A 13,749-nucleotide genomic window follows, 5' to 3' on the forward strand; every position below is an offset into this window, starting at 1 on the left:
CAGGTTCTCTCGGGTGCGTGTCACGCGGACCGGGCCTCGCCGCGGCGCCGCTCCAGCATGCCCAGGTAGGCGGAAACCTGCGCGTTCGCGGGCTGCTGCTGCAGGCAGCGCCGCCACTCGCGCTCGGCCGCGTCCAGGTCGCCCGCGCGAAAGCGGGCCAGCCCCAGGTTGGCGCGCGCCTGGGCGAACCCGGGGTTCTGGTCGAGCACGGCCTCCAGCTCGGCGGCGGCCTCGTCCAGGCTGCCCATCTCGATGAGGGTGCGGCCCAGGCGAGTGCGGATGTCGAGGAACTGCGGGCGGATCCCGACGGCCGCCCGGTACTGCGCCACCGCCTCTTCGGCCGCGCCCGCCTGCTCGTACGCGTCGCCGAGCTCGCGGTGCAGGTTGGCGATGCGCGCCGCGGCGGCCGACGGAAAGCGTCCGCCCTTGGCCTCGTCGGCCTCGGCGGCGCGGCGGAACGACTCGCGCGCCTCGTCGACGCGGCCCAGGTCGTTGAGGGTGATCGCCTGGTTGACGTGCGCCTCGACGTAGCCCGGGTTCAGCTCGGTGGCGCGCGCGAAGGCGGCCAGGGCCTCGTCGGCGCGCCCCAGCATCGACAGGCACAGCCCCAGCATGTTCTGCACGTCGGCGAACCCGGGGCGCTGCGCGGCGGCGGCCTGCAGGTCGTCCAGCGCGGACAGGTACTGGCTGCGCGCCAGCGCGTCCCTGCCGCGCGCGATCAGCTGCTCGACTGCGGGCTCCTGCGTCATTCGTCCTTGCTCTCGGGGCGGGCCGGAACGCGAAAAAACCGGGAGAACATAGGCGTCTCCCGGCAGTGCGGCAACCCGGGGGTCCGCGGCAGGCGGCTTGCACGACCCTGGAGGCCGGTCCATTTTCGGCGCTCGCCGCTCCCCCTTGCGCTCCCCCGTGCATGCCGCGCACCTCCGAACCCGTGCTGGGCGCCCTTCACCTGCGGACGTGGGCGCTTCGCGTTCTTTCCTCGGCCGGTTCCCCGCCCCCCCCGCCCCCGGTTTCCCGCGAGGGATGGGGGCTGTTCCTGCGGGTGGAGCGGTGCGCGCTCGCCCTGGCCGCACGCGGCGCCGGGCCCGACGACCCGGCCGGGAGCCAGGCGATCCGCGCCCGGGCCGTGGACGAAAGCCGCAGCATCCTGTCCGCACGGGCAGAACTGCGCCGCCTGGGCGAGGCGGTGCGCGGGCCGGGGCTGTCGCTGGTGGTGCTGAAGGGGGCGGCGCCGCTGCTGTACGGGGGGCGGCAGGTGCCGATGCAGGACGTGGACGTGCTCGGCACCCCCGCCACGGCGCGTGCGGTGGCGGAGGCGCTGGACCGGTCCGGGTTCCAGGGGCAGGGCCGGGCCGCCTCGCACCGGCTGGCGGTGCGCACGCAGGAAGCGGGGCTGCCGGTGGAGATCCACACCACCGCCCCCGGCCTCCCTCCCGCCGCGCTGGACCGCGCCGTTCCCGTCCCCCACTCGCCGCTGCGGGTGCTTCACCCCGCCGACCACCTGCTTCACCTGCTGGTGCACTCCGCCGTGCACCACCCCGACCGGCGCGGCCGCCTGCGCGACCTGCTCCTGATCGCCGACGCGGTGGCCCGGTGCGCGCCCGGCGACCTGGACGCGGTGCGCGCGGCGGCGGCCCTCGAGGCACAGGCGGGGCCGGTGACGGCGCAGCTGGAGCTGGCGAGCGCGATCGCGAACGGCGCCGAGGCCGAGGTCGACGGTTTCGCGCTCACCGCGGCCGGAAGCTACCTGATGACGGAAGCGTTTCCGCGGTGGGGGCTGCGGGGGGCCGTGCTGGAATACGCCTGGCTGGCCGGCGGCGCCGCGGTGGCGGCGCGATCGGGAGCGCCGTCGGCGCGCGGCGCGCACACGCTCGGCATCGCCTCGGCCGTCGCGCCGCTGGCCTGGCTGCGGCGCCACGCACCCCGGGCCGAGCAGGCCGCCCGCGTGCTGTTGCGGCGCGGCCGGGAATGGGCGCTGCTGCTGCCGGTGGGGCTGTTCATCGCCCGGGCGGCGGAACGCGCGGTCCGCGAAACGCAAGGGGCCGGGTGAAGCTCGCTTCACCCGGCCCCTTCGTTTTCCCGCCGCGCGCCGGAGCTAGCGGCTGCCCTGGGCGAAGAGCAGCACGCTGAGGGTCTTGGCCATCACCCGCAGGTCGAAGAGCGGCGTACGGTGGCGGATGTAGTACAGGTCGTACTCCAGCTTGATGCGGGCGTCCTCGACCGAGGCGCCGTATGGGTAGCAGACCTGCGCCCATCCCGTGATCCCCGGCTTCACCAGGTGCCGCAGCTCGTAGTAGGGCACCCGCTCGGCCAGCAGACGCACGAACTCGGGACGCTCGGGGCGGGGGCCCACCAGGCTCATCTCGCCCCGCAGCACGTTCACCAGCTGCGGAAACTCGTCCAGGCGCGACAGCCGCAGCCACTTGCCCAGCCGGGTGATCCGGGTGTCGTTGCGCACCGCCCACACCGCCCCGGTGCCCCGCTCGGCGTCGGCGCGCATGGTCCTGAACTTGATGATCTCGAAGACGCGGCTGTTGGCGCCCACGCGCTTCTGCCGGTGGAACACCGGCCCCGGCGAGTCCAGCCGCACCAGCAGCGCCAGCACCAGCCCCACGGGCAGGAACAGCAGCAGCAGGGCCAGCGACGCCCCGATGTCGACCAGCCGCTTGACCTTGGCCTCGAACCGGCGGTGCGGGAGGAACCCCGAGGCGAACGCCACCCACTCCTTGGTCAGGTGGTTCACGGGAACGCGTCCGGTGAGCGCCTCGTACGGAGGGATGATGTCGGTGACGGGGACGCCGTGCGTGCGCGCCTCCAGCAGCACGTCGAGCGTTTCCTGCGAAAGCGGCCCGGTCACCGCCACGATGATCTGCTCCACCCCGTCGCGAAGGGAATCCCCCCCGGACCGGCGCGACGCCACGATCCGGCGCAGGGTGGTCCCCCCGTCGGCGCACACCGCCACCACCTCGTGGGCCCGGCTTCCCTTCATCACGCGCACCAGCGCCTCGGCCGCCTCGCCGCTTCCCACGATGGCCACCCGAAGCGGGGGCAGCGACACGTGCATCACCCAGTTCAGCGCCTGGTTGCAGATGGGGTGCACCAGCATCACCAGGGCCAGCACCGACAGCAGCAGCGCGTGGGGCAGGCGCAGCGAGTCCAGCAGGTACGCCAGGGGCGCGGCGATCCCCGCCACCAGCACCGAGGCCATCACCAGCCGCTGGAGCGTACGGCGCCCGCTGACGCGCACGTCGATCTCGTACATTCCGCTCAGGTAGAACGCGAGCGGGTAGGTAAGCAGCAGCACCACGGTGGCCATGAGCCCCGTTTCGGGGCGCACGTCCAGCAGCCACGCCGAAACGAGCACGGCCCAGCCCACCACCGCCGAGTCGGCGAGGACGCGCACCACCTTCCGGGGGAGCGTCATGATGTAGCGTTCGGCCGGCGGCGTTTCGGCCCGGTCCGGGATGGCGATGCGCGCGACGGTCACCTTGGCGGTGACGGACGGCGGCTCTTGGATGCTCAAATCTGCTTTCTCGGCGGTGTCGGGCCGGACCCGGAGGCGGCGGTGGCCTGGCGCGGAGGCCGGCGGTTCATGCGGTAGGCAAAGCCGGGGCGCGCATCGCGCGGAGCACCATTGTAGCGGGTCGGCGCCGCACGCGCAAGCGCACGCCCCTTCAGCGTTTACGCACCGGCTCGGCCAGCAGTTGCTCGTACACCGCCTCGATGCCGCGAACCATCTCGCCCGCCCCGTAGCGGGGGGCCACGAAGCGCCGCGCGTTCTCGCCCAGGCGCCGGGCCAGGACGGGGTCGGCCAGCAGCGAGGCCACTGCCGCATGCACCGCGCCGGGGTCGTACGGCGGCACCAGGACGCCGGTTTCCCCGCTCTTCACGATCTCGGGAACTCCGCCGACGGCGGTGGCCACCACCGGGCGCCCCGTGATCATGGCCTCGGTGAGGGAGCGCCCCAGCCCGGCCCACGCCGCGGTGGACACGTACACGTCGAAGTGGGGAAGTATCCGCTCCACGTCGCTTCGCTGCCCCACCACGCGGATCTGCGGGAATGGCCGGGCGCTCTCGCGCACTGCGTCGGCCAGGGGGCCGCTTCCCACCATCACGAAATAGGTGCGCGGGTGGCCGGCCAGGTACCGCCGGGCCGCCTCGACGAAGACGTCAGGGGCGTTCTGGTCGGCCAGGCGCGCCACGAACCCCACGACGGGCCAGTCCTCGTCCAGCCCCAGCGAACGCCGGACACCGGGGTCGGAGGGAGCTTCGAAGCGCCGCAGGTCGATGCCGCTCACCACCGTAGTGAGCTTCCGGGCCGGAGCCAGCCCCAGCTCCACCGAGCGGTGCAGGTTGGAGTCGCAGACGGTGATGATGCGGTCGGTGACGCGCGTGGTGGCTTTTTCCATGGCCAGGTACGCCGGCCTCACCGCCCGCGGAAAGGAAAGATCCTCGCCCGGGACGGTGTGGTAGGTATGCACCACCGCCCGCGTGCGCGCCAGCGCGGCGGCCCACCGCCCCACCAGCCCCGCGTTGGCGCTGTGCGTGTGCACCACGTCGTAGCGCTCGCGGCGCAGGATGCGGGCGATCTGCGCCACGGCGCGCGCGTGCCCGGGAACGCTGAACGAGCGGGTGATGTCGGGAAGAACGTACAGCCGGTCGGCCACGCGCCGGGCGCGCTCTTCGGTGCTCCCCCCCGCCCCGCCCATCAGGTCTACCCGGTAGCGCGACCGGTCCAGCCCCTCGACGGTGAGAAAGGTGTTGTCCTGTGCCCCGCCCACCACGAACTCGGTGATGATGTGGAGCACCCGGACGCGGCGGTCCTCGCCCGCCCCCGGGTCGGGGGCGGCGCGCGGGGCGTGCTCGAGTTCCAAAGTGGTCACGCTGGGATCGCGGGTCAGGTGCGCCAGGCGGGAAGCTCCCGCCCCAGAAGGTCTTCGACGAACGCCACGTCGGGGGCGAACTCCCGCAGCAGCCGGGCGCGGGTGTCGCCGTCCATCCGCGGCGCGCCGCCCATGCCCCCCGAGTACACGCGCTTCAGGTTCAGGCGCTTCGCCAGGTTGATGGGCCCGTACAGGCGCCGCTCGCGCAGCCAGTCACCGCCCCGCGTGGCCGCCCGGGCCAGCAGGGGAAAGCGCGGCAGCGACGCGGCGTTCACCCGCTCGCCCGCGCTGGCCGGCAGTGGAAGGGGCGCAAGGGCGGCGAAGGCGTACACCTGCTCCAGCACCCGCTCGGGATGCGCGGCGATGTCGTCGTGAAGCACGGCCAGCACCCGCTCGCGCCCGAACTCGCGGAACCAGCGCGGAAGGTGGGTGGCATACCGGCTTCCGTCCAGGATCGAGGGCATGGCCTCGACGGCCTGGCCGAACGACCCCGCCACCCGCCCCTTCTTCAGGTGGTGCAGGTACAGCGAGAACGTGCGCTCGGCCGGGTGCCGCAGGTTGGCCACCACCAGGGCGCCGGGGCTGTGCTCGCGCACGCGCCGGGGTGCCTCCCGGTGTTCCAGGTAGGTGGGGCCGATCTCGGCCAGCCGCTGGCCCGGACGCGCGTGCCGGAAGTGGGACGCGTACCACTCTTCCCCGTTGCCGAACCGGACGTCGAAGAAGAACGTTTCCTTGACACCCTGGGGAAAGCACAGGTCGGGGTGCCCGCGCAGGCACTCGTACAGCCAGGTAGTGCCGGCCCGCTGCGGGCCGATCCCGATCAGGTCCAGTTTCATGACGCGTCTCCCGGCCTGCTCCCACGCCTCACCCGGCCTCCGCGGCGCGTTCGGCGAAGACGAACAGGGTGGGCTTCACGAAGTGCGGCGCGTGCCGCTGGTGCGCCACCCCGAACCGGTACAGCAGGCGCGAAAACCCGAAGTGGGCGGGCTCGGCCTGGTAGCCGTACACGTAGTGGCTGAAGCCGTGGCGGCTGAGCATGCGCCGGAGCTTCCACACCGTGTTGCAGCGGTAGACGGTCGGGAACACGTCGCGCTCCTCGCGCGCGTCCCGGGCGTAGGCGGTGCGAACCACCTTGGCATGGTACCGGCCGGGAACGGCCCGGGCGAGCACGCCGAAGTAGCTGAACACGTTGGTGGTGCGCATGCACAGCTTGCCGCCGGGGCGAAGCACCCGCCGCAGCTCGGAAAAGAACAGGGACGGATCGGCCACGTGCTCCAGGACGAAGTTGCTGACCACCATGTCGACCGAGGCGTCCGGCAGCGGCCAGGGCTTCGCCGGGTCCAGCAGGTGGAACTCGTCGATGGTGGGGTTGTCGGCGGCGTCGGGGTCCACGTCGATCCCGATCACCCGCGCGCAGCGGCCGCGCAGCGACGAAAGCTCGCGGCGCACGTCGACGGTGTCCTCGGCCGCCTTGCCGCGCCCGCACCCCACGTCGAGCACCCGGTGCTCGGGGCGCAGCAGGGCGTTCACGCGCAGGTAGAAGATGATCCCCTGGTCCTCGTCGGTGAAGCCGCCGTACCGGCTCTGCGGGTAGAAGCGGGTCCTGAGGTCGGTCGACTGGGTCGCCACTGGTTTCGATGAAGTTGAATGCTGAAGGTCCACCGTCAGGCCGCCGCCGCGGGCCGGGGCCGGATCTCCTGGTACACGCCGCAAACCTGCCCCACGAAGGCTTCGAGCGAAAATCGTTCGGCCACGCGCTCGCGCCCCAGCCGGCCCATGCGCTCACGGAGCGCGGGGTCGGCCAGCAGGCGCTCCAGCGCGTCGGCCAGCGCGGCGCCGTCGCCGGGGGGCACCAGCAGCCCGGTGCGGCCGTCCTCCACCTGCTCGGGGACGGCCGCGATGGCGGTGCCCACCACCGGGATGCCGAACCACATGGCTTCCAGGTGGGTGGTGGGAAAGCCCTCGTGGCCCACCACCTCGTGCACCCGCCCGCCGATGGTCAGGCGGTCTTCGCGGACCGACGGCAGCACCTCGACGTCGGTCACCCGGTAGAAGGAGTAGGGGTCGGCCTGCCAGCCGGCGAAGATGAAGTTGTCGAGCCCCAGCCGGCGCTGCTCCTCCACCAGCCACTCGTTGTACTCGGCCGTCTCGTCGGCCATGGAGCCCACGCACACGAACACCACCCGATCGCGCCACCCCCGCTCGTTCAGCAGCGCGGCGGCGTGCAGCAGGTGGCGGTGGCCCTTGAAGGGCACCACCGAGGCGAAGCACCCGACCACGGCGACCCCTCGCTCGCGAAGCCCGGCCAGCCACGGAAGCGGCGAGCCCAGCCCCGACACGTCGCGGATCCCCGTGTACACCGTCGTGCACTTGGCGCGGGCGCGGGGCGTCAGCGACTGCCGCACCGGCTCGGCGTTGGCGATGATGCGCTGCACCAGGCGCTCGTACACCCGCCAGGGTGCCCCCCCCACGGCTCGCTGCCCCTGCAGGTGCCCCACGATGGGCAGGCCGCACCAGCGCGCGGCGCCGCCGGCCATCAGCGCGCTGCGGATGTCGTTGGGGTGAAGCAGGTCGATGCCGCGGCCGCGGATCAGGCGCACCAGGTCGCGGGTGTAGGGCAGCCACTCGGCAACGGCCGTCTTGAGGCGGCGCGCCGCCGAGGCCCGCACCAGCGCCTGTCCGTACTGCAGCATGCGGGTGCCCGGGCGCACCACCACCACGTCCACCCCCGCGGCGGCAAAGGCGTCGTACACCTCGCCGTGGTCGGGAACGGCCACGGTGGGCCGCACCCACGCCGGCAGGTTTACGATCAGCTCGAAGATCTGCCGCTGCGAGCCGGCCATCCGGTAGGGATAGCCGATCAGGTACAGTACGTTCACGGCGCGTTCAGTACCGGTACGCGGGGACGGCCATGCGCGGGCGCGCCAGGCGCGCACCCGGCCGGGGCGCCTGGGCCGCCGCGGCCGCCTGCGCGCGCAGCGTGCCCACCCCCAGGACGAAGAAGAAGAAGATCCACAGGTGGGTGAAGCGCAGCCCCTGGTGGGTGGCGTTGTAAAAGACCACCGGCACCAGCACCAGCATGTCGGAAATCGACACCAGCCGGAAGGTGCGCAGCACGAAGAGGCTGAGCGACAGCGTACCGATGATGCCGTAGCAGAACACCAGGCTTCCCAGCGCCGAGTGCAGCTCCGAGCCTTCGGACATGGCCTCGAAGCGGTCGTACGCCCCCTCGGCGGCGCCCATCACCAGGTACTCGGGCTTCTGCGCGATGCGGTCGTACCCGCGGCCGGCGAGCGAGTCGTCGTCCTGCTTGCCCATCGACGCGAACCGCGTGATGGTCCGCTCGATCTGCGGAACCTCCATGAGCCGCGCGCCCACCACGGGGCCACCCAGCATCACCGCCGCCAGCGAGGGCACCAGCAGCGCGGGGCGCCGCACCACCTGGAAGACGATCAGCGCCGCGATGGCGAGCATGGCGGCCTTGGAAAGCGACAGCATGGCCAGCCACCCCGCCGACACCAGGGTCAGCAGCAGCACCCGCAGGGTGATCAGCCGGTTGTTGTACGCCACGGCGCAGATGCAACCCGCCAGCATCGCGTAGTAGCCGAGCTGGTTGGGGTTGTTGAAGAACAGGGTGGCGCGCACGCCGCCATGATGCCCCGGAAGCGAGATGAACAGGGGGATCAGCGCCTGCACCCACACCGACACCGCGATCAGCCAGGCGGTGGTGCGCAGGAAGGCGGGGCCCCGCTCCGCCAGCAGGATCAGCCCGCCGGCCAGCACGCACAGGTTGAACAGGTAGAACGTGGGAAAGATCAGCAGGTCCACGCGCCCCAGCCACACCGCCCACGCCGTGGTGATGAAGAACGTGTAGGCCACGAACAGCACCAGCGGCCGGACGGGCCCCAGCGCCGCGACGGGAAAGCGCAGCGAGCGCCGCAGCAGCCCCGACGTCACCAGCAGGGCCACCACCAGCGCCGCGATCCAGTCGCCGGGCTGGGGCATGCCGCTGCGGAACACCGCGATGGGGCTGAAGAGCAGGAACAGCCACCACAGGCCGGCCGCGATCCCCTCGGCCGCCACCCTGCTGCGGCCGGGCGGGGGGGCGAACGCCGGCATGGGCATGCGGGCGGTGCCGTTCACGGCGCCGTCGCCACGCAGAAGACCTCGTACCGGTCCCGGAGGGCCGCCACCACGCCGCGGGCCAGGCGGTGGACCGCCGGCAGCGCCCTGAGCGCCAGCAGGTAGTGCGACTCGCCCGCCGCGCGCACGGTGCACTCCTCCACGCGGAAGCCCACGGCCGTGGCCAGGTTGCCGAAAGTCTGCGCGTTCCAGCAGAACAGGTGCTTGTGCAGGTCGTCGGGACGAAAGCGGTCCTTGCCGCGCTCGCGGGGCGACTCGGCGGGAACCACCAGCACGGCGCGCGCGCCCGGCTTCAGCACGCGCAGCATCTCGCGCAGCGCCTCGTCGGGGCGCACCAGGTGCTCCAGTGCGTGGTGCGAGATGCACAGGTCCACGCTGTGGTCGTCCACGGCCGCCAGGCTGTTCACCACGCGGGCGCCGCGGTCGCGGGCCAGCTGCGCCGACTGCTCGTTGATCTCGACCCCGATCTTTTCGCGGCCGGGAATCTCGGCCAGCACGCCGCCGGGCCCGCAGCCGAAGTCCAGCACCACCGCGTCGGGGCGGGAATATCCGCTGAACTTCACGGCGTGCCGCTGCTGGGCCGCCGTGCCGAAGCCGCGGCTGCGAAACGCGAAGTAGCGCTCGCCGGCGGCCCCGGTGTAATGGTTTTCGACTCCGCTCATGGCACCGTCGGGTAAAGCAGTCGGCATCCCGGAACGTCGGCCAACACCGCAAGCCGCGGGATACGCCGGGGAAGAACCAAAACGACCGGCCCGGCAGCGCCCTTGAAGGCGTCGTCGGGCCCGGGGTGGCGGCGCGCCGCGCGGGCGCGCTCCCAGTCCCCCAAAAGTTAACGTCCCTGGCCGGTGCGAACAAGGCGAAGGTCGCCGTGCGCCAACCAGGGGCCGCCCGGCCTCATCTCCGCTCGCCTGCCGCCGCCGCGCCTCGGACCACGGTGGCAGGCGCCCGCGCGGGCAGGCCGAACCGGCGTCGCAGCCCCGCCATCGCCACGCTGGGCCAGTTGGGGATCATGAAGGTGCGCTCGACGAGGGCGTAGAACCCGAGCCCCACCACCAGCACCACCGGGATCTGCACCAGCAGCGCCGCGCCCAGCGCCACCAGCCACGAATCGGGCTGAAAGACGCGGAACATCACCGCGCTCATCACCTGCATCACCTGCAGGTGCGTGAGGTACAGCGAGTAGCAGGCGCCGCCGATCAGGCTGATCCACGGAAGCGAGCAGAAGCGCCGGAAGGCGGTGTGCTCGGCCGAGAACACCGCCGCGAAAATGGCCACCACCGAGGCCAGCCGCACGCCCATCATCAGCCCGCGCCACTCGGGCATGTCCTGCAGCGGCCCCACGATGCACAGCCCCACCAGCCCCGCCCACCCCAGCCACGACCAGTGCCGGCGGCTGGCGGCGAAGGCGCGGATGGGGTCCTGGAAGTCGGCCATCAGGATCCCCACCCAGAAGTAGGGAAAGAACACCAGCAGGGAGCGGCCCAGGTGCACGGGGCCGGCGTCGGCCGGCGCCAGGAGCGCCACCGCGACGCTGGCCGCCAGCGCCACGGCGCCGATCATCGCACGGCGGGCGGCATCGCGGGTGCGGAAGTACGCGAAGAAGCAGAGGGGGGCAAAGACGTAGAACTGCACCTCGACCTCCAGCGACCACCCGGGCCCGAAGAGCCGGGGGGTGTTCTCGTACAGCAGCACGTGCACGTATCCCAGGCTGGCCAGCAGGCTGTCGGCCAGCGAGGCCGGGGGGCCGGCGAACCGGGCCGTTTCCGGGGGCTGGAAGCCCGTCACCCGGATGAGGGCGTAGGTACCCAGCAGGAGCAGCAGGTACGGCGGCTCGATGCGCAGGATGCGCCGGCGGAAGTAGCGCGACAGGAAGGGGCCGCTGAGCGGCGCCCGGTCCTGGCGAAGGAACTGCACCGCGAGGATGAAGCCGCTGATGCCGAAGAAGAGCAGCACCCCGGCGCCGGGGTGCGTCAGGAACGAGAAGATCCCCGCCTCTGCCCGCGACGGAGGCGACGAGCGGGCCAGGAACTTCTCGACCCGCGAGGCCAGGTGGCCCAGCAGCACGATGGCGATGGCGAAGAAGCGCAGCCCGTCGATCTCGGGGCGGTACGCACCGGCGGTCAGCCGCTGCAGCCGGTGGGGGATGTCGACGAGGGCGCGGTACAGGTTGGGCATGCGTTTTCTTCTGGGCGGGACGTGGCGGTCCCCTGGAGGTGCGGCGCCGCCCCCGCCCGCACGGGGCGGGTGGGGACGGCCACGATCAGACGGAGGCGTGCTCGCGCCGCTTGCCGTTGGGGGTGGGCTCGCCCACCGCGGCGTAAGCCGCGTAGTAGTAGTTGTAGTCGCCGTAGCCGCCGTAGGCGGGCATGCGGCCCTCGGGATCGTTCAGCACCACGCCGAGCACGCGGGCGCCCACGGCGGCCAGCTGCCGCAGCGCGTGCTGCGCCGCCCCGCGGGCGGTGCTCGCCGCGCGGACCACCAGCACCACGCCGTCGGCGCGGGCCGCCAGCACCACGCCATCCGAGGCCGCCAGCACGGGCGGGGTGTCGAACAGCACCAGGTCGAAGGCGCCCTGCAGTTCGGCCAGCACCTCCTGCATGCGGTCGCTGCCCAGCAGCTCGGCCGGGTTGGGCGGCAGCGTTCCCGCAGTGAGCAGGAACAGGTTCTTGATCGTGGTGGGCCGGATGGCCTCGGCCAGGGTGGAGTGCCCCAGCACCACCTGCGTGAGCCCGGGCTCGGCCGGGACCTTGAAGATGGCGTGCTGCCGGGCGCGGCGAAGGTCGCAGTCCACCAGCGCCACGCGCATTCCCTGCTGCGCCAGCGCCGCGGCCAGGTTCGACGCCGTGGTGGACTTGCCGTCGCCCGGCACCGGGCTGGTGACCACCAGTGCCTTGAGCTGGCCGCTGACCTGCGAAAAGAGCAGGTTGGTGCGCAGGGTGCGGTACGCCTCGGCGCCCGCCGAGCGCGAGTCCAGCACCGCCAGCTCGACGGCAGCGTCGTCCTTGGCGGGGGCCGCGGCGCGCCGCAGCCCCTTCCGCCTGGCGCCGGCCAGGGCCGGCACCACGCCCAGGCTGGGCACGCGGAGCATCTCCTCGATTTCCTCGCGGCTGCGCAGCGTGGTGTTCAGCTGCTCGCGCAGCAGCGCCGCGCCCGCCCCCAGCCCCACCCCGCCCAGCAGGCCCAGCAGGATGATCAGCGCGCCGTGGCTGCTCATGCGCCTGGCCGTCGAGGGCAGGTCCAGCACTTCCACCTGGCCGGCCTCGACCGCTTCGGAGATGCGCGCCTTCTGGTACTCCTGCCGCAGCTGGTCGGCCATCCCCTGCACCGTCGTCATCTGCTGCGTCAGCCGCACCTCCTGCGCCTGGCGGTCGGGCATGGCCCGCATGCGCCCCTCGGCGCGGGCGCGCACCCCGTCCATGGCCGCCAGCCGCGCCGTGACCGACGCGATCTGGCTGCGCACCGCCTCGGCGATGCGCGTTTCGGCGGTGGCGATCTGGGTGTTCAGCCGCTGGATGTCGGGGTCGGAGGCGGCGCGCGCCTGCGGCCCGCTGAGCAGCGAATCGCGTATCATCTCGTGGCGCGAAAGCTGGGTATACAGCTGGGCCACGACGGGGTTGGCCGCCACGCCGGGCGTGGCCGCCAGGGCGCGCAGCGCCGCGGCGTCGTCGGTGGTGCGGGAGCGCATCACCCGGTCCAGCAGCTGCTGGTAGGTGCGGCGCTCGGCGTCGAGCTCCTCGCGGCGCTGCTCCAGCTCCATCATCGACTGCTGCTCGGTGCTGAACCGCTGCGTGGAGCTGAACGCCTGCTCCGACTGCTGGAAGCGGGTGAGCTCCAGCTGGGCCATGGCCAGCACCGAGTCGGCCGTGCGCATCTGCTCTTCGATGAAGATGCGGCGCCGCTTGGACTGCTGCTGCGCCCGCTCGGTGTTGACGGCCTGGAAGTTCTCGACCACGGCCGACAGCACGCGCTGCGCCCGCACCGGGTCGCCTGCCACGTACCCCAGCCGTACCACGTCGGTGCGCTCCTGCAGACGCGCGTTCAGGCCCTCGATCACCCTTCCGATGGCGACTTCGCGCGAGACGATGGGGAATGAGGCCTCGGAAACCTGGGGGCGCGCCGTGACGGTGAAGCGGACGCCGCCGACGTTGACCGGCTGGCCGTACGCCGCCCGCGCGGTGCCGGCCCGGCCCGCGGCCGTGTAGCCGTCGTCGCGGAACTCCATCGCGAGCGTGTCGGTGGGGGCGCTGGGCGGCACCAGCGGGTCGCCGACGAGGTTCGACGGCACTTCGCCGGTGCGCAGGCGCAGCGACCCGTGATCGACCACGCGGCCGATCACGGTGCGGCTGCGCAGCACCTCGATCTGCGAAAGCACCGGGTCGACGGGCGTGCCGCCGGCCAGCCGCTCCATGGCCTGCTCCTCGATGCCGCCGGTCAGCGACCGGCGAAGGTCGGCCACCCGGATGCGGGCGTCGGACTCGTACTGGGGCGGGCGCGAACGGGCGTACCAGAACGCCAGCCCCGTGCAGGCCAGCGCCACCGCGGCGATCAGGCGCACGTGGCGGCGGAACACGCCCAGGAGCGCGTGAAGGTCGACGGCCAACAGGGTGGTCCCGGGCCCCGCCACCTCGGGGGCCGCATCGGCGGCCGCCACGGGTGTACGCGCCACGCGCAGGGCGGGACGGACGGGCCCGGCCCTGCCGCCGGAATCGTTGGAGAGCGGCAT

At 72.8% G+C, this 13,749-nt stretch carries 11 protein-coding genes; 1 reads left to right on the forward strand and 10 read right to left on the reverse strand.

What is annotated here, in order from left to right:
* Positions 1-20: 20 nt before the first annotated feature.
* On the reverse strand, positions 21-749 hold the full coding sequence (locus tag VF632_RS10905; protein WP_331022915.1) for a tetratricopeptide repeat protein: 729 nt from the start codon (positions 747-749) through the stop codon (positions 21-23).
* A gap of 161 nt (positions 750-910) precedes the next feature.
* Between VF632_RS10905 and VF632_RS10910 the strand changes: the two genes are divergently transcribed.
* Positions 911-2,050, forward strand: coding sequence for a nucleotidyltransferase family protein (locus VF632_RS10910; protein ID WP_331022916.1), 1,140 nt, complete (start codon positions 911-913; stop codon positions 2,048-2,050).
* 45 nt (positions 2,051-2,095) lie between these two features.
* On the opposite strand, the gene VF632_RS10915 is transcribed toward VF632_RS10910, so the two are convergent.
* The 9 genes from VF632_RS10915 to VF632_RS10955 all read right to left on the reverse strand — a co-directional run bounded on the left by VF632_RS10915 (position 2,096) and on the right by VF632_RS10955 (position 13,749).
* Positions 2,096-3,523, reverse strand: coding sequence for a sugar transferase (locus VF632_RS10915; protein ID WP_331022917.1), 1,428 nt, complete (start codon positions 3,521-3,523; stop codon positions 2,096-2,098).
* Positions 3,524-3,674: 151 nt separating this feature from the next.
* Positions 3,675-4,883: a glycosyltransferase gene (locus tag VF632_RS10920; RefSeq protein ID WP_331022918.1), complete on the reverse strand. Its 1,209-nt coding sequence runs from the start codon at positions 4,881-4,883 to the stop codon at positions 3,675-3,677.
* 14 nt (positions 4,884-4,897) lie between these two features.
* Positions 4,898-5,719: a sulfotransferase gene (locus VF632_RS10925; protein ID WP_331022919.1), complete on the reverse strand. Its 822-nt coding sequence runs from the start codon at positions 5,717-5,719 to the stop codon at positions 4,898-4,900.
* A gap of 28 nt (positions 5,720-5,747) precedes the next feature.
* Complete coding sequence (locus tag VF632_RS10930; RefSeq protein WP_331022920.1) at positions 5,748-6,512, reverse strand: class I SAM-dependent methyltransferase; 765 nt, start codon at positions 6,510-6,512, stop codon at positions 5,748-5,750.
* A gap of 35 nt (positions 6,513-6,547) precedes the next feature.
* On the reverse strand, positions 6,548-7,762 hold the full coding sequence (locus VF632_RS10935; protein WP_331022921.1) for a glycosyltransferase family 4 protein: 1,215 nt from the start codon (positions 7,760-7,762) through the stop codon (positions 6,548-6,550).
* Positions 7,763-7,769: 7 nt separating this feature from the next.
* Positions 7,770-9,026 (reverse strand): hypothetical protein, encoded by a 1,257-nt coding sequence (locus VF632_RS10940; protein WP_331022922.1) that lies wholly within the window; start codon positions 9,024-9,026, stop codon positions 7,770-7,772.
* Positions 9,023-9,688 (reverse strand): class I SAM-dependent methyltransferase, encoded by a 666-nt coding sequence (locus VF632_RS10945; protein ID WP_331022923.1) that lies wholly within the window; start codon positions 9,686-9,688, stop codon positions 9,023-9,025. Before VF632_RS10945 ends, VF632_RS10940 begins: the two co-directional genes overlap by 4 nt.
* A 232-nt stretch (positions 9,689-9,920) precedes the next feature.
* Positions 9,921-11,201: an acyltransferase gene (locus VF632_RS10950; RefSeq protein WP_331022924.1), complete on the reverse strand. Its 1,281-nt coding sequence runs from the start codon at positions 11,199-11,201 to the stop codon at positions 9,921-9,923.
* 85 nt (positions 11,202-11,286) lie between these two features.
* Positions 11,287-13,749, reverse strand: coding sequence for a polysaccharide biosynthesis tyrosine autokinase (locus tag VF632_RS10955; RefSeq protein ID WP_331022925.1), 2,463 nt, complete (start codon positions 13,747-13,749; stop codon positions 11,287-11,289).

This window comes from Longimicrobium sp. (assembly GCF_036388275.1).
In the GTDB taxonomy this organism is placed as follows: Bacteria; Gemmatimonadota; Gemmatimonadetes; order Longimicrobiales; family Longimicrobiaceae; genus Longimicrobium.